The 16,182-nt window shown below is 64.9% G+C and carries 11 protein-coding genes, 1 other RNA gene and 1 pseudogene; 10 read left to right on the top strand and 3 right to left on the bottom strand.

Translation table 11 applies throughout. The features are described from left to right. Positions 1-149: 149 nt before the first annotated feature. Positions 150-1,130, bottom strand: a complete 981-nt coding sequence (locus tag NMB96_RS06000) for an IS5 family transposase (protein WP_183086593.1) — start codon at positions 1,128-1,130, stop codon at positions 150-152. A gap of 204 nt (positions 1,131-1,334) precedes the next feature. On the opposite strand from NMB96_RS06000, the gene NMB96_RS06005 reads away from it, so the two are divergent. Beyond that, on the top strand, positions 1,335-2,429 hold the full coding sequence (locus tag NMB96_RS06005) for a glycerophosphodiester phosphodiesterase (RefSeq protein WP_255086488.1): 1,095 nt from the start codon (positions 1,335-1,337) through the stop codon (positions 2,427-2,429). A gap of 89 nt (positions 2,430-2,518) precedes the next feature. On the opposite strand, the gene NMB96_RS06010 is transcribed toward NMB96_RS06005, so the two are convergent. Then, complete coding sequence (locus NMB96_RS06010; RefSeq protein WP_023905899.1) at positions 2,519-3,307, bottom strand: rhomboid family intramembrane serine protease; 789 nt, start codon at positions 3,305-3,307, stop codon at positions 2,519-2,521. 646 nt (positions 3,308-3,953) lie between these two features. Next, the gene (locus tag NMB96_RS06015) at positions 3,954-4,910 is read right to left on the bottom strand and encodes a TerC family protein (protein WP_074056205.1); all 957 of its coding nucleotides are present in this window, start codon (positions 4,908-4,910) and stop codon (positions 3,954-3,956) included. A gap of 317 nt (positions 4,911-5,227) precedes the next feature. On the opposite strand from NMB96_RS06015, the gene NMB96_RS06020 reads away from it, so the two are divergent. From NMB96_RS06020 to NMB96_RS06060, 9 genes and pseudogenes are all read left to right on the top strand, one after another. Then, positions 5,228-6,394: a class I SAM-dependent rRNA methyltransferase gene (locus tag NMB96_RS06020; RefSeq protein ID WP_023905853.1), complete on the top strand. Its 1,167-nt coding sequence runs from the start codon at positions 5,228-5,230 to the stop codon at positions 6,392-6,394. A gap of 73 nt (positions 6,395-6,467) precedes the next feature. Next, positions 6,468-6,544, top strand: a non-coding RNA gene (locus NMB96_RS06025) — sX9 sRNA. 39 nt (positions 6,545-6,583) lie between these two features. After that, positions 6,584-6,901, top strand: coding sequence for a hypothetical protein (locus NMB96_RS06030; protein WP_023905852.1), 318 nt, complete (start codon positions 6,584-6,586; stop codon positions 6,899-6,901). Positions 6,902-7,504: 603 nt separating this feature from the next. Then, positions 7,505-8,092 carry an RNA polymerase sigma factor gene (locus NMB96_RS06035; protein WP_023905849.1) on the top strand — a complete coding sequence of 196 codons (588 nt, stop codon included), beginning with the start codon at positions 7,505-7,507 and terminating at the stop codon, positions 8,090-8,092. A 2-nt stretch (positions 8,093-8,094) separates the two neighbouring features. Continuing rightward, positions 8,095-9,096 carry a FecR family protein gene (locus NMB96_RS06040; protein WP_023905848.1) on the top strand — a complete coding sequence of 334 codons (1,002 nt, stop codon included), beginning with the start codon at positions 8,095-8,097 and terminating at the stop codon, positions 9,094-9,096. A gap of 157 nt (positions 9,097-9,253) precedes the next feature. Then, the gene (locus tag NMB96_RS06045) at positions 9,254-12,001 is read left to right on the top strand and encodes a TonB-dependent receptor (RefSeq protein ID WP_255086489.1); all 2,748 of its coding nucleotides are present in this window, start codon (positions 9,254-9,256) and stop codon (positions 11,999-12,001) included. 11 nt (positions 12,002-12,012) lie between these two features. Beyond that, positions 12,013-14,148 (top strand): acylase, encoded by a 2,136-nt coding sequence (locus tag NMB96_RS06050; protein ID WP_255086490.1) that lies wholly within the window; start codon positions 12,013-12,015, stop codon positions 14,146-14,148. Positions 14,149-14,230: 82 nt separating this feature from the next. Further along, positions 14,231-14,707, top strand: a complete 477-nt coding sequence (locus NMB96_RS06055; RefSeq protein ID WP_255086491.1) for a hypothetical protein — start codon at positions 14,231-14,233, stop codon at positions 14,705-14,707. 138 nt (positions 14,708-14,845) lie between these two features. Continuing rightward, positions 14,846-16,093, top strand: a pseudogene (locus tag NMB96_RS06060) (dipeptidase); the annotation flags it as partial. Positions 16,094-16,182: the final 89 nt, after the last annotated feature.

Consider the following 16,182-nt stretch of genomic DNA (forward strand, 5'->3'; position numbering starts at 1 on the left):
CATAGATAGTTTTAAAGTGGCTGACAAGACTTAGGGATGGTCTGATCAACGGCATCGGAGGATGAGCCTAACCACATCGACCAGGCTGACGGCGCTCAGATCCTCGATTTTTTTGCCGTTTCCGGCGCGTTTGCAGGGTGTTGCCCGGGTTACAGGCGCACGTTCCCCATCGTCGGCAGTAACTGCTTTCGCTTCATCCACAGGTTCGATAGCGCAAACAAGGTCAGCACCTGCGCGGTGTTCTTGGCCAGGCCGCGATAGCGGACCTTGGTGTAGCCGAACTGGCGCTTGATCACCCGGAATGGATGCTCCACCTTCGCGCGCACGCTGGCCTTGAAGTGTTCCCAACGTCTTTCCCGAGCACGCTCGCGTTTGTTGCCGAGGGCTTGCATCGTCGAGGGCCTGGCGGCGATGAAGAATGCAGCCTTGCAGGCCTGCAGTTCTTCGCGTTTGTCCGCACCGGTGTAGCCGCTATCGCCGAACACGCTGTCTTCTTTGCCATGCAGCAACGTGTGCATCACCGTGACATCGGCGACGTTGGCGGCTGTGCAATGGACGTGGTGCACCAACCCGGAAAATTCATCCACGCCGATGTGCGCCTTCATCCCGAAATACCACTGATTGCCCTTCTTGGTCTGATGCATCTCAGGGTCGCGCGCGTTGTCGGCATTCTTGGTCGAACTGGGCGCCGCGATCAGCGTCGCATCGACGATCGTGCCCGACCGCAGGCTCTGGCCCTTGCGCGCCAGATGCGCGTTGACCGCTTCCAGCATCCGCGCGGCAAGGCCATGGGTCTCCAGCAGGCGCCGAAAGTTGAGAATCGTGGTCTCGTCCGGAACGTTGTCCAAGCCACCGAGCTGGGCAAACCGCCGCAAGGTCGGGATCTCGTGCAGTGCTTCTTCCATCGCCGGATCGCTCAGCGCATACCACTGCTGCAGCAGATGAATCCGCAACATCGTCGCCAGTGCGTACGGCTGCCGACCTGGCCGGCCCGATACCGGATAGTGCGGCGCGATCAGACCGAGCAGTTGCTGCCACGGAACCACCTGCTCCATCTCGGCCAGAAAGATCTCGCGCCGGGTCTGCTTGCGCTTGCCCAGGCCCTCAGCGTCACCGAACGTCAGTTGCATGGATCACTCCTCAACATCAGGCGGGTAGTGTCGCGTATCTGTGGTGCGTTGTTCAGAGGTTCCTTAGCGCGTGGTTGTCAGGCGGGTGCGGACGATGCGGAGAAAGCGGGATGTACGCGTCGCATATCCCGCACCGCCAATCGGCCGCGTTCGTCTGGCGATCACGCCTTGGTTTTGATGGCTGCTTTTTCGTTGGAGAAATGCATGATGCAGTTCCACCGTGTTCTAGTGTTGGGAGCGATGATGGTCGGCATGAGCGGCCCCGCAGTGGCAGAAGCGCCGTTGGCGAAAACGGTGCAGATCTTTGCGCACCGTGGTGCCAGCGCGTTGCGCCCGGAACACACGTTGGCCTCCTACGCCAAGGCCATTATCGATGGCGCCGATTTCGTCGAGCCGGATCTGGTGTCGACCAAGGACGGTGTGCTGGTGGCGCGGCATGAGAACGAGATCGGCGGCACCACCGATGTGGCCAGCCATCCGGAGTTCGCCGCGCGCAAGACGCGCAAGACCATCGATGGCCAGCCGATGGAAGGCTGGTTCACCGAAGACTTCAGTCTTGCCGAATTGAAGACGTTGCGCGCGCGCGAGCGGCTGCCGCAACTGCGTGGCACGCGTTGGGATGGGCAGTTTCAGATCGTCACCTTCGACGAGATCATCGATTTTGTCGCAGCCGAATCGGCAGCGACCGGGCGCACCATCGGGCTGATTCCGGAGATCAAGCACCCGAGCTATTTCAGTGCGCTGAAGTTGCCGATGGAAGACAAGGTGCTGGCGAGCTTGCGTGCGCATGCCTACACGCAGACCGCGCCGGTGGTGATCCAGTCGTTCGAGACCGGCAATTTGCGTGACCTGCGCGGCAAGATCGGGCGCACCAGCAACATTCGTCTGCTGCAGTTGCTGGGTGGCGCGCAGATGGCGCTGCCCGATGCCGGTGTTGGCAGTGCGCCGCGCACCTATGGGCAGATGGTGACGCCCGAAGGGCTGAAGCAGATCGCCAGCTATGCCGATGCGATCGGCCCGGACATCCGCAGCATCATTCCGTTGGATGCGCAGCAACGCCTGGGTACGCCGACCAGCCTGGTGCACGACGCGCATGCGGCCGGATTGCAGGTGCAGCCATATACGTTCCGTCCGGAGAATTATTTTCTGGCGATCAACAATCGCAGTGCTGGCGCGGTGACCGAGCGTAACGAGGCGGGCGCTTTGGCCGAGCTGAAGGCGTATCTGGATGCCGGTATCGATGCGTTCTTTGCCGACGATCCGGGACTGGCGCGGCGTGCGTTGAACGAGCGTCAGTAACGGCGCGTCCTCGCAATCAGCCGTTGTAGGAGCGTGCCTGCGCGCGATGAGGCGTTACCGATAACGCCCCATCGCGCGCAAGCGCGCTCCTACGCTCCCGGCGGTCGTTCGCGCGGGGGGAAATGCAGCACCACGTTGTGCGAGCCGTCTTCCTGGCGTTGCCATAGCACCGGCACCTGGCGCGGCGGCGGCGGTTCCAGCACGTCGCGCTCGGCGGTGCTGACTTCCCAGGCGGCGTCTTCGTCCTCGTCGTCCCAGCTGTAGCGCGGCTTGGCCTGTTGCGGGTCGCGCAGGCGCAGCAGCAGCGCGGCGATCAGGCCGGCCACGGCGCCGCCCAGGTGCGACTGCCAGGACACGCCGGCTTCGTGCGGCAGGATGGTCAGCAGCATGCCGCCGTAGAACAGGAAGGCGATCATGCTGGTGGCGATCGCCGGGCGGTCGCGGCGCAGCAGGCCGAGCACGAACACCAGAAACATCAGCCCGTGGGTGACACCGCTGGCGCCCAGGTGGCGGCTGCCGGGTTCGCCCAGCAGCCAGGCGCCCAGGCCCGAGCCCAGCCACAACAACGGTAGCGCCATGGCGGTGGCGCGCGGATACACGCTGCCGGCTAACGTGCCCAGGATCAGCAAGGCGGCCGCATTGGCGCCCAGATGCGCGAGCGAGCCATGCAGCAGCGGTGCGGTGAGAATGCCGAGCAGGCCGTCGGCCTGTAGCGGTGCCACCGCCCAGGCGCGCCAGTCGAACATGCCCTGGGCGGTGAATACCGCCACCAGCAGCAGCACGGCGGCCAGGCTGAAGTTGAAGGCACGCAAGACCCGGGAACGGTCCAGACGGTCTTGGGCGGTGGCGTCGGCGGCGGCAACAGGATGCTGTGTCATGCCTTCACGGATGGCGTCGCGCGGGTTTTTTTACAAGCCTATCCGGCTCGGGATAAGCAGGCCCGGCGACGGGATAATCCAATCCCGGCGCCGGTCGTTGGCGGATCGGCCTGCGCCTTATCACGGACGATCTGCGGCTTGGCTGCAGGGCCCTTGCCCGCCCACCATCGCGGGACACGCCGCAAGTACGTCCGTGTAGGCTCTTACGCGGCATCCATGCCGCGTAAGGTCCCGCGACGGTGGGCGGGCAATGACCAGTCGAGCTGGTCGGTGTGCATGTTTTCAACAAAGCCACCTACAAACCGTCTGGTGCGGTGTCCTCGCCGATTGCGGGACCGTGTGGCGGCATGGATGCCGCCACCGAGCCTCCACGGACGGATTCACGGCGTGTCCCGCGAGCGGTGAGGGCACCGCGCCCTCGACTCACCTAGCTTTTGATTGTTGATCTGCGCCTTGGCTGCAGGGTCCTTGCCCGCCCACCATCGCGGGACACGCCGCAAGTACGTCCGTGTAGGCTCTTACGCGGCATCCATGCCGCGTAAGGTCCCGCGACGGTGGGCGGGCAAGGACCAGTGGAGACGGTCGGTGCGCTAGATGCGAGCAGCGCACGCGGCGCTGCCATTCACGAATCCCCAATCCCGGCCCGTCAGTGCCGCGCCGGCTTGGGCGGACGCAGCAGGCTCAGCACGATGGTGAAGATCAGGATCAGCACTACCGCCGCCAGCGACACCAGCACCGGGATCTTGTACAGATCGATGATCATCATCTTGGTGCCGATGAACACCAGGATCACCGCCAGGCCATACGGCAACAAATGGAAGCGATCAGCCATGCCGGCCAGCAGGAAGAACATCGCGCGCAGGCCCAGCACTGCGAACACGTTGGAGGTCAGCACGATGAACGGGTCGGTGGTGATGGCGAAGATCGCCGGAATGCTGTCCACCGCGAAGATCACATCGATCACCGCAATCAGGATCAGCACCACGAACAACGGGGTGAACCAGCGCTTGCCGTCCTTGATCACGCTCAGCGCGTTGCCGTCGTACTGCGGGCTGAGCCGCAGATGGCCGCGCATCCAGCGCAGCACCGGGTTGGCTTCCAGATCCGGCTCCTTGCCGGCGGAGAACCACATCTTGATGCCGGTCAGCAGCAGGAACGCGCCGAACACGTACAGCAGCCAATGGAACTTGGTCAGTAGCACCGAGCCTGCAAAGATCATGATCGCGCGCAGCACGATGGCCCCCAGCACGCCGATGATCAGTACGCGCTGGCGCTGTTCTTCGGGCACGCCGAAGTAGGTCATGACCATCAGGAACACGAAGATGTTGTCGACTGCGAGTGACTTCTCCACCAGATAGCCGGTCAGGAACTCCAGCCCGATCCGGTCGGCCGCCGCGTCGCCCATGCTGCCCTGCAGGTACCACCACAGCCCGGCGTTGAAGGCCAGCGCCAGCAGCACCCAGCCGATGCTCCACCAGGTGGCTTCCTTGAAGGTCACCTTGTGCGCGCCGCCATGGCGCATCAGCACCAGATCGACCATCAGCGCCACGATCACCACGATCGCGAAGCCACCCCATAACCACACATTGCCAATGGTTTGCATAAAAGAATCCCGAAAAGTGAAACGACCTGGACAGCCGGTGGGCTGAGGCCTTGTGACACGGAAATCGTGGATTCCGGGTGACGGACCTTCGCCTGCGCGGCGAAGGTCTCGCTCGCAACCGGTGTGGCCGGTTGCCGTTGCACCGGAGCGCCTGATGACAGGGCTCGTAATGACGGCGACAACGCTGGAGCGACTTCCCGAACGATGGCATGACCGCTGCCACGTTCTGTTGGCCGTTCCTGGGAGCTACTCCCCTTCTGAGCCCGATTCTGCGTTGCGGGCTCAGGCACGTCAATCCAGCCGGATACAATGGGCGGATGAATACTCCTGTCCCCGTCGTCCGACTCAAGAATGCGTGGCGCTCCAGCCACCCGTGGATCTTCCAGAAGCTGGTGGAAAAGCCCGCCGCCAAGCCCAAACCCGGCACCATCGTCGATGTGGTCGGCGTGGATGGGGAATGGATCGGCCGCGGCTTCTACAACGGCCACTCGCGCATTGCCGTGCGCATCCTGGAAACCGATCAATCGGTGCCGGTGGATGCGGGCTGGTTCTCGCGCAAGATCGCTGCAGCGGTGAGCCTGCGCCGCGACTGGCTCAAGCTCGATGGCGTGTCCGATGCCTGGCGCGTGGTGCACAGCGAAGGCGACGGCCTGTCCGGCCTGGTGGTGGACCGCTACGGCGATCTGGTGGTGGTGGAGTTCTTCGCCGCCGGCATGTTCCGCCATCGCGAATGGATCTACGAGGCGCTGCGCGAGCAGTTCCCGGGCTGCCGCTTCCACAGTTTTGCCGACGAACATGTGCAAAAGCAGGAAAGCTTCGATTTCCACGGCAACACCACCACCGAAGCGGCGGTGATCACCGAATACGGCATCAAGTTCCGCGCCGATCCGGCGGGGGCGCACAAGACCGGGTTTTTTGCCGATCAGCGCGAAAACCGTCAGTGGCTGAGCGAGCAGGTTGAAGGCAAGAGCGTGCTGGACCTGTGCTGCAACACCGGCGGCTTTGCGGTGTATGCGGCCGCGCGTGGCGCCTCGGAGGTGCTGGGCGTGGACATCGACGAGGATGTGATCGCCTTGGCCAAGGGCAATGCGAAGCTCAACAACGTGCGCCCCAAGTTCGTGCAGGCCGACATCTTTCCGTGGCTGCGCGATGCGTCCAATCGCGGCGACCAGTTCGATGTGGTGATCCTGGACCCGGCCAAGATGACCCGCGACCGCGAGCAGGTGATTCCCGCGTTGAAGAAATACCTGGACATGAACAAATTGGCGTTGGGCGTGGTCAAGCCCGGTGGCCTGTTCGCCACCTTCTCGTGCACCGGGCTGGTGGCCGAGCAGGAGTTTCTGGACATGCTGCGCCGCGCCTCGTATTTCTCCGGGCGCACCATCCAGATCCTGAAAGTCGCCGGTGCCGGTCCGGACCATCCTTTCATGGCGCACGTGCAGGAATCGCGCTATCTGAAGGCAGTATTCTGCCGCGTGATCTAGCGCGGCGATCAAGAGCGACTAACAAAACTACTGCGCGGCCGCCAGACGGGCGCGGCCAGTGCTCGGAATCGGCATGTACCACCCGTACACTCCGGTTCTGAGCGCGCCGTCCACGCCCACCTGACGACCGCTCGCTACGTTTTGTTAGCCGCTCTAAAAAACACAGTCAACCCATGGAGCGGCCAGTCGATGACACCGGACGAAGACGAACGCAAGGCGCTGACCCGGTTGCTGCGTGAGATCGAGCGCCCTAACGCGAGTCTGCTGGCCAGCAACTGGCCGGTGTTCGGCGTGTGGCTGCTGTTTTCCGGGGCCTTCATGTATCTGTTCCAGACCGGCAACGGCTCGCCGTTGCATCCGTTGCTGCTGGCGCTGGGCTCGACCTGTCTGGGCGTGTTCGGTGCGTGGATCGTGTTCCGCTTGGTGTGGGCGAGGCAGTGGCCGCATGTGCGCGAGCACATCGATGTGGAAAGCGTGCGCGCGCGTTTGGCCGAGCTGGGCGACTGAAACCGCGTGTCGCAGGCCATTCCCGGCCTGCGCGTATCGGTCACATCAGGCGATGACCTGCGGTTGGTTGCAGCTGCAGCGGTAACCGATCACCAACCCGCCGGCCGCGCGGTGATTTCCGACACCGCCTGGTGCAGATCGGCCCCGAATTCGGAATTTGTCATGGTCTCCGGATCGACATAGCCGTAGAACACGCCCGGCCCACAAACACCGTACTCGCTTGCGCATTGGTTCCGATCGTCGCGCCCGGATGCCACACGGTCAGACCGCCAAGTACCGCATTGCCGTGCACGGCGGCGCCCATCACCGTGGCGTGGGCAGTCGCGTGGCAGCGCGCTCTGGTGCATGGCGCGCCTGCATAACCCAAAGCAGTGAGGTCATTGCCAACGGCCATTTCGTTGGCCGCATCCGACCGGACATTGTCGATTTCTGGCGCGATCTGCGCGGGTAGTGCCATCGCAGCGAACCACCCGTCGGAGGGCATGGCGGAGGTGCGTCGCTGACGCATCGTGACTTCAAGAGCAGGTCATTCGCTCGAATCCCCCGGAGAACGCAATGACTTCCTCACTTCGACGTGCGGGCACGTCAGCGGCCGCGTCCTAGATGCCGGCCATCACTTCCGAGCGCGCCGCCTGGCTGGCGACGCAGATCCTGCCGCATGAGCCGGCGCTGCGGCGCTGGCTGCGCAAGCACGCCCCCGGCAACGTCGATTGCGACGATGTCATCCAGGAGACCTACGCCATCCTGGCCGGGCTGGGCGAGGTGGGCCATATCGCCAACCCGCGCGCCTATCTGTTCACCGCCGCGCAGTCGGTGCTGTTGCAGCAGGTGCGGCGCGCCAGGATCGTTTCGATCGAAAGCGTGGCGGAAATCGAGCGCCTGGACATCACACAGGACGAGCGCTCACCCGAGCGCCACGCCATTGCCGGTCAGGAGCTGCGCCGCATCGGCGAAGCGCTGTCGGCACTGCCGGACAAATGCCGCCAGGTATTTCTGCTGCGCAAGGTCGATGGACTGTCGCAGCGCGAGATCGCCGCGCGGCTCGGAATCAGCGAGAACACCGTGGAAAAACACATCGTGAAGGGATTGCGTTTGCTGATGGCCCGCATGGGCCGCACCCGCGTCTCCGCACCGGCCGCCGTCCACGACGCGCAGGCCACACGCCTGGCCGACCCGCAGCGTGGCACCTGAGCATGCGCACCATCGACGACATTGCCGCCGCCTGGGTGGGGCGCGAAGACGGCGACCGGCTCACGCCGGCCGAGTGCATGCAGCGCGACCGCTGGCTGGCCGAAGACGTGCGCCATCGCGGGGCATATGCGCGTGCGCACGCAGTGCATCTGCATTTCGATCGTGCGCGTGCGTTGGGGCAGGGCTTCGCAGTACAGACCCAGGCCAGGCGCGTGCGTGCGCGCCGACGCGGTGCCTGGTTGGCCGCGCTTGCGGCCAGTGTGGTCGCCGCAGCCAGCGGCATGCTGGCGCTGCAGCAACCCATGCGCATGAATCGCATGCCCAGTGAGGCCGTGGCGGGCAGCGGCACGCCCGGCAGCGGCCATCACCTCACCCGCATTGGCGAGGTGCTGCGCCTGCCATTGGCAGACGGCTCGGCAGTGACGCTCAACTCCGGCTCGGAAGTGGTGGTGGAGTATCGCGCCGACCGGCGTCAGATCCAGCTGCTGCGTGGCGAGGCCTTGTTCGATGTGGCCAAGGATCGCCACCGCCCGTTCGTGGTGATGGCGGCCGGCTCGGAAGTGCGTGCGGTCGGCACCAGCTTCAGCGTGCGCCGCCGGCAGGACGATGCAGTCAAGGTCGTGGTGCGCGAAGGCACCGTCGACGTGGATGCCGACCAGCGCGCACCGCAACGCGTGACAGCGAACATGTTGGCCATGGTCAGCCCGACGCGGGCAGTGCAGCTGCAGCCGCTGGATGCGCAACGCGTGCAGCAGTTGCTGGTCTGGCGCGACGGCATGATCGCCTTCGATGGCGACACGCTGGCGCAGGCCGCTGCCGAATTCGCCCGCTACAACGACATGCGCATCCTGATCGACGACCCCGCCGTGGCGCGACGCACCGTGGTCGGCCTGTACTCGGCCAACGATCCGGAAGGGTTCGCGCGCTCTGTCGCACTGAGCATGGGCCTGCAGATCGAACACACCCGTGGCGGCATCCATCTGCGCGGGGCATTCGCGCAGTGATGTGCATGGCCGTGCGTCACCTGATGCGATGTCCATGGCGGAAAAGCGGCGGCGACGCATCGAACACACAGGGGAGCCAGGCAGCAACGGTGACAGCGATCAAACAGCGGCGCACGCGCGCCCGCGGAGAACAGTGATGCAGGCAGCAACAAGGCGTTTGAGCAAGGCCATCGGCACGGCCGTGGCGATGATGGCAGCGGGCCATGCGTTGGCCGCCTCACCGCAGGGGCGCACGTTCTCGCTGCCGGAGAGCAATGCCGTGGTGGCGTTGCCGGAGTTCGCACGGCAGGCCGGCGTGCAGATCGTGGCGCCGGGCGAGTATCTGCAGCAGGTGCGCACGCCGGCAGTGCAGGGCACGCTGGAATCGCGCGTGGCACTACGGCAATTACTGACCGGCACCGGATTGAGCGTGGTCGAAGACGACGGCGAACGCATCACGCTGGCCTCGGCGCAGCCGATGACGGCCGCCTTGCACGGCCATCCCGGCGTGGGCTATGCACAAGTGGACGCACCCTCCGCCGCGCCGCCCGCAGACGCCGCAGTCGGCAATCTGGATGCGGTGGTGGTCACCGGCGCGCGCGGCGTGCAGCGCACCGTCACCGAAAGTCCCACCCCGATCGATGTGATCGGCGCGGCGGAACTGGAAAAGACCGGGCGCCCGGGCCTGCTCTCGGCGCTCAACGACCTGGTACCTTCGTTCAATGCGCCGGCCAAATCCGGCAACGGCACCTCGTATGTGATCGCCACCGGCGGGCTGCGCGGGCTCAATCCGGATCACACCCTGGTGCTGGTCAACGGCAAGCGCCGCCATCGCACCGCCAGCATCAACATCGCCGGTATCGTCGGCCGTGGTTCGGTGCCGGTGGACATGAGCCTGATCCCGGTCTCGGCGGTGGACCATATCGAAGTGCTGCGCGACGGCGCCGCCGCGCAATACGGCTCGGATGCGATCGCCGGTGTCATCAACATCCTTCTCAAATCCGATGCCGACGGCGGCAAGGCCGACCTCCTGTGGGGCCAGAACATCGACCGCGCCGATGGCGACAGCAGCAGCGCCAGCATCGGCAAGGGCCTGGCGCTGGGCAGCGACGGCTTCGTCTATCTGGCCGCCGACGCCCGCTATCAACAGACCTCCAACCGCGCGGTGCCGGTGGCCGACAACTACCGGCTGTACTACCCGGTCAACGGCCAGCCAGACCCGCGCGAGGCCACCGCCGACCGGTTGATCACGCGCAACTTCGGCCAGCCCTGGCAGAAGGGCGCCAACCTGTCCTACAACGCCGAACTCGGCCTGGGCGGCGACCTGCGCGGTTATTCCTACGCCACCTACAGCCGCCGCCTGAGCGATCTGGAATGGTCGTTCCGCAATCCCAACGCCAACAACACGCTGCAGGAAATTTACCCGGACGGGTACAGCCCGCGCCTGCGCATCGACGAGACCGATTACGAGTTCACCGCCGGCATCAAGGGGCTGTGGGGCGAGTGGGATTGGGACCTGGCCACCAGCTACGGCAGCAACGCCTCCGAACGCGACGGGCTGCACACGCTCAATGCCAGTCTGGGGCCAACCAGCCCCACCGAGTTCTATCTCGGCCAGCTGACCTCCACCGACTGGACCACCAGCCTGGACATCACCCGCGGCCTGCAGCTGGCCGAGCGTCCATTGCAGGTGTCGCTAGGCGTGCAGCACCGCTACGAAAAATACGAAATCCAGGCCGGCGAGCAGGCGGCGTATGCGGCTGGCGACTACGTGTTTCCGGCCGGCCATCCGCGTGCCGGGCAGGCGCCGCCGCCCGGCGCGCAGGGTGCGATCACCTTCCAGCCCGATGAAGCCGGCAGCCTGCATCGCAACAGCGGCGCGGCCTATGTCGACCTGACCTGGGACGTGGCCGACAGCGTGTCGCTGGGCCTGGCCGGCCGCTACGAGCGCTTCGACGATTCGGCCGGCGATACCGCGGTGGGCAAGTTCACTGCGCGCTGGGCCATCACCCCTACCTTCGCATTGCGAGGCGCGGCCAGCACCGGCTTCCGCGCGCCGGCCTTGGCGCAGGCCTTGTACGCGGCCACCAACAGCAGCTGGCGCACGCTGGACAACGGCGATCGCGAGTTGTTCCTGGCCAAGACGCTGCCGGTGGATTCTCCCGCCGCGCTCGCACTCGGCGCCGAACCGCTGAAGCCGGAAGAATCCACCAACGCCAGCATCGGCTTCACCTACAACCCCAGCCGCGCGCTCAGCCTCACCGTGGATGCCTACCGCATCGATCTGGACGATCGCATCGGCATGACCGGCTACATCACCGGTGCGGCGATCACCGACCTGCTCACCCGCGCCGGCGTGTCCGGGGTCGACAGCGCGCAGTACTTCACCAACGCCATCGACACCCGCACCGAAGGCGTGGACGTGGTGGCGACCTGGCGCATGGAGGCCGGCGACTGGGGCCGGGTCAACTGGAACCTGGGCTACAACTACAACAAAACCGAGATCACCCGCATCGCCGACAACCCGGCCGCGCTGGACTCGCTGGGCACCGGCTACGAACTGTTCGACCGCGCCTCGCGCGGCTATCTGTCGCGCACCCCGCGCAGCAAGTTGCTGCTGGGCGGAAATTGGGTGATCGGCGACTTCGCGCTCAACGTGCGCGTCAACCGCTTCGGCAGTTTCGACGTGCTGGAAAACAACCCGGCCAACGACGAGCACGTGCCGGCCAAATGGATCACCGATCTGGAGGCGTCCTACGCACTGTCCGATCGCATCACCTGGACGCTCGGCGCCAACAACCTGTTCAACCAATATCCGAAAAACATCGGCGTGGTCGCCAGCACCGGCAGTGGTTTCTACGTCACCAGCGTGCCGTATGGCTTCACCGGCGGGTCCTACTACACCAAGTTGACGTACACCTTTTGAGGAGTGATCCAGTGCCGCAATTGTCTTTGATGCGGGCGCGTTCGCGCAGCGCTTTCACCTACGCAGGGTTGCTGTTGATCGCGCTGGCATGCGCGCCGATGGCGGTGCTCGCCAGCAGCGGTAAAGATACCGGCGAGATCCTGTGGGATCGCTACGGCGTGCCGCATGTCTACGCCAAGACCGAGGCAGGCACCTTTTACGGCTTCGGTTGGGCGCAAACGCACAGCCACGGCAATCTGCTGCTGCATCTCTATGGCGAAGCGCGCGGCCGTGCCGCCGAATACTGGGGCGACACCTACATCGAACAGGATCGCTGGCTGGCCAGCAACGATGTCTACGCGCGCGCGCAGCAGTGGTATCGGCAGCAGGATCCGGGCTTTCGCGCCGATCTGGATGCATTCGCGCAAGGCATCAACGATTACGCCGCCGCACACCCGGAGGCGCTGGATGCCGAGGTCAAAGTGGTGCTGCCGATCACCGGCGTGGACGTGGTGGCGCATGCACACCGGTTGATGAATTACGTCTACATCGCCTCGCCTGCGAAAGTGCTGGGCGAGCCGCCCAAGGACGGTCAGGCGCGCGACGGCTCCAACGCCTGGGCGGTGATGCCCAAGAAGACCCGCGACGGCCACGCCATGCTGCTGGCCAACCCGCATCTGCCGTGGGGCAGCGGCTTTTTCACCTATTACGAAGCGCATCTCAACGGGCCCGGCGTGGATCTGTACGGCGCTACCCAGGTGGGCCTGCCGATCCTGCGTTTCGGTTTCAACAAGCAACTGGGTTTCACCAATACGGTGAACACGCTGCTGGGCCAGACCACCTACAAACTCACACTGTCGGGCGAGGGCTATCTGCTGGACGGCAAGGTGCTGCCGTTCAAGCGTGAGACCAGGACCTTGAAGATCCGTCAGGCCGATGGCGCGCTGAAGGAAGAGGCGCTGCAAGTTCGCCAGAGCGTGCACGGCCCGGTTTTTCAGCGTTACGACGGCAGCACCGTGGCGCTGCGCGTGGCAGGGCTGGATCGCCCCGACATGCTCAAGCAGTACTGGGACATGGGCAAGGCGCAGGATTTTGCGCAGTTCCAGCGCGCGCTGAAACAGCTGCAGGTGCCGATGTTCAACATCGTCTACGCCGACAAGGCCGGCAACGTGCTGTTTCTGGACAACGGCATCCTGCCCAAACACGCGCAGGGCGATCTGAAGTACTGGAGCGGGCTGGTGCCGGGCGATACCGCGTCCACATTGTGGCGTGAGGTGCACGGCTACGACGAGCTGCCCAAGGTGATCAACCCGGCCGGCGGTTTCGTGCAGAACACCAACGACCCGCCGTGGCTGGCGAGCTGGCCGCGCGTGCTGGAACCGAGCGCATTTCCCGCGTATGTCGCACCGGTCGGGCCGATGTCGTTGCGCGCACAGACCTCGGTAAAGATGCTGGCCGAACACGACAACATCGACTTCGACCAGTTCGTCGCGCTCAAGCGCACCGCGCAGGCGTTGGCGGCCGATCGCACATTGCCGCAGCTGTATGCCGCGGCCGCAGACAGCACCGATCCGGACATCCTCGCTGCGATCGCCGTGCTCAAGGCCTGGGACCGCCATTTCGAAACCGACAGCCGCGGCGCGTTGTTGTTCGAGGAATGGGCGCGCTTGTTCACCGGCGATGCGCGTTACCTTTCGCAAGCCGGCTACGCCACGCCGTGGTCATTGGCCGCACCATTGACCACACCTAGCGGCTTGAAGGATCCGGCGCTGGCGCTGCGTCAGCTCAAGCAGGCCGTGACCAGCACCAAGAAGACCTATGGCGCGATTGATCGGCCCTACGGTGAGGTGTCGCGCTTCCATCTGGGCGAGGTCGATGTGCCTGGCCGCGGCGGTTTCGGCAATCTCGGCGCGTTCGATGTGATCACCTGGAACCCGCCCAATGCCGATGGCCAACGCCTGCCGCAACACGGCGAAACCTGGGTGTCGCTGGTGGAGTTTTCCACGCCCATCAAGGCCAAAGGCTTGATGAGTTACGGCAATGCCAGCCAGCCCGGCTCGGCACACATCAGCGACCAGCTACAGCTGCTATCTAAGGGGGAGTTCCGCACCTTGTGGACCACCCGCGAACAGGTCGAACAACACCTGGAATCGCGCACCGACTTCTGATCATCGCCTTCCGACGATGGCCACACCTGAAGCCGCCACCCGGCATCACCGCCTGACATCCCAGCATCCAAGGACACTGCCCATGCGCACCTTTCTGACCACCGCCTTGTTCGCCATCGCAACGCTGACCGCCACCTCCACCGCATTCGCGGCCGATCCGCACGATGGCGCCTGGACGTTGGTGGAATCCAAATCCAACTGGAGCGACGGCAAGTTTCCCAAGGGCATGCGCCTGACCATCAACGTGCAGTTCTCCGACAACCGCATCGAGTACCACTCCATCAACACCACCCGTCCGGCCACCCCGTACAAGGTCGATTACATCACCACGCTCGATGGCAAACCCAGCCCACTCAACGAGCAGGCGCGCTTCAACCAGATCTCGGTGAGCAAGACCGGTGCCGATACCTACCAGATCCTCAAGATGAAGGACGACGACGTGATTGTCGGCGAGTTCTGGACGTTTTCTGCCGACGGCAAGACGCTGATCCGCAATGGCGTGGGCAAGTCACCGGAAGGCAAATCCAAGGCCTATCACGAGTTCTTCGAGCGCAAGTGACGCGTTGGTGCGTGGTCGCAGGCGCTGATGTCTGCGACTGCGCATCGCGGCGCGCCGCGCCGCGCCCCGCGTTCTGCGCAGAGATCGGCCGATCCCTGCGCGGCTATGATCGATTCCCCCCACCTTCTGCGAGCCGCCATGACCCTGCACCGCCTGTGCACCGCCATCTTCCTGAGTCTGGCCGTGGCTGCACCCAGCCACGCGTTGGAGTTTTCCAAGGCCGAGCTGGCGCGTGCCACCGCGTTGCAACAGCGGCTGGTCACGCTGGATTCGCATCTGGATACGCCGGCCAATCTGGAGCGCCCGGACTTCGACGTGTTGCAGGCGCACGCCGGCAACCGGCTGTCGCAGGTGGACTACCCGCGCATGCTCGCAGGCGCGCTGGATGGCGGATTCTGGGCGGTCTACACCGGGCAAGGCGATCGCAGTGCGGCGGCGCATTTGCGCGACCGCGATGCCGGCCTGCAGCGGCTGTTGAAGATCCACACGCTGCTGGCCGCGCAACCGCAGCGCTTTGCCTTCGCCACCACGCCAGCTGACGCAGTGCGCATCAAGGCCGATGGCAAGCGCGTGGTGTACATCAGCATGGAAAACGCCAGCCCGCTGGTGGCCGACCCCACGTTGCTGAGCTTCTATTACGCGCAAGGCCTGCGCCTGATGAGCACCGTGCATTTTCTCAACAACGAGTTCGCCGACTCGGCCACTGACCCCAAGGGGCCGGAGTGGAAGGGCTTGAGCCCGGCCGGCAAGCAACTGGTGCAGCAGGCGCAGGCGCTGGGCATCGTGATCGATCAATCGCACGCCTCCGATGCGGTGTTCGATCAGTTGATTGCGCTATCGCCGGTGCCGATCGTGCTCTCGCACAGCGGCGCGCGTGCGGTCTTCAACCATCCGCGCAATATCGACGACGCACGCTTGAAGGTGTTGGCCGCGCATGGCGGCGTGATCCAGGTGAATTCCTATGGCGGCTATCTGGTCGACAGCGGCGCCAGCCCCGAGCGCAAGGCCGCCGAAAAGGCGTTGACCGACCAGTACGGCGGTTGGGAACACGTCAAGATCGCCGACGGCACCGCCCTGAGCGCCGCACTCAAGGAGCTGGATGCGCGCTACCCGATCAAGCGGGCGACCGAAGAGGATTTCTTCGCCCATCTGGAGCATGTGCTCACGCTGGTCGGGCCCGAGCACGTGGGCATCGGCATGGACTGGGACGGCGGCGGTGGCGTGGTCGGCCTGGAAGACGTCTCCAAGCTCCCGCGCATCACCGCCTGGCTGCTGCGCAAGGGCTACACCGAACAGCAGATCGCCGGCATCTGGGGCGGCAACCTGTTGCGGGTGATGGGCCAGGCGCAGGCGTATGCGGCGGGGAATCGGGAGTGGGGAATCGGTAGGGCACCTGGTGCCGGGATTCGGCAGGCGGGATTCGGGATTTCGCAGAGGCAAGGCGGTCCATCGTGCAGAGGGCTGGGTGCTTCGTC

The sequence above is a fragment of the Xanthomonas hortorum genome (genome assembly GCF_024339125.1).
GTDB classification, from domain to species: Bacteria; Pseudomonadota; Gammaproteobacteria; order Xanthomonadales; family Xanthomonadaceae; genus Xanthomonas; species Xanthomonas hortorum.

Bases quoted from the DNA above. Each gene is read 5' to 3' on its own strand.
- NMB96_RS06040 (WP_023905848.1), top strand. From the start codon at position 8,095: ATGCGCACCATCGACGACATTGCCGCCGCCTGGGTGGGGCGCGAAGAC.
- NMB96_RS06030 (WP_023905852.1), top strand. From the start codon at position 6,584: ATGACACCGGACGAAGACGAACGCAAGGCGCTGACCCGGTTGCTGCGT.
- NMB96_RS06010 (WP_023905899.1), bottom strand. From the start codon at position 3,307: ATGACACAGCATCCTGTTGCCGCCGCCGACGCCACCGCCCAAGACCGT.
- NMB96_RS06035 (WP_023905849.1), top strand. From the start codon at position 7,505: ATGCCGGCCATCACTTCCGAGCGCGCCGCCTGGCTGGCGACGCAGATC.
- NMB96_RS06055 (WP_255086491.1), top strand. From the start codon at position 14,231: ATGCGCACCTTTCTGACCACCGCCTTGTTCGCCATCGCAACGCTGACC.
- NMB96_RS06020 (WP_023905853.1), top strand. From the start codon at position 5,228: ATGAATACTCCTGTCCCCGTCGTCCGACTCAAGAATGCGTGGCGCTCC.
- NMB96_RS06000 (WP_183086593.1), bottom strand. From the start codon at position 1,130: ATGCAACTGACGTTCGGTGACGCTGAGGGCCTGGGCAAGCGCAAGCAG.
- NMB96_RS06015 (WP_074056205.1), bottom strand. From the start codon at position 4,910: ATGCAAACCATTGGCAATGTGTGGTTATGGGGTGGCTTCGCGATCGTG.
- NMB96_RS06005 (WP_255086488.1), top strand. From the start codon at position 1,335: ATGATGCAGTTCCACCGTGTTCTAGTGTTGGGAGCGATGATGGTCGGC.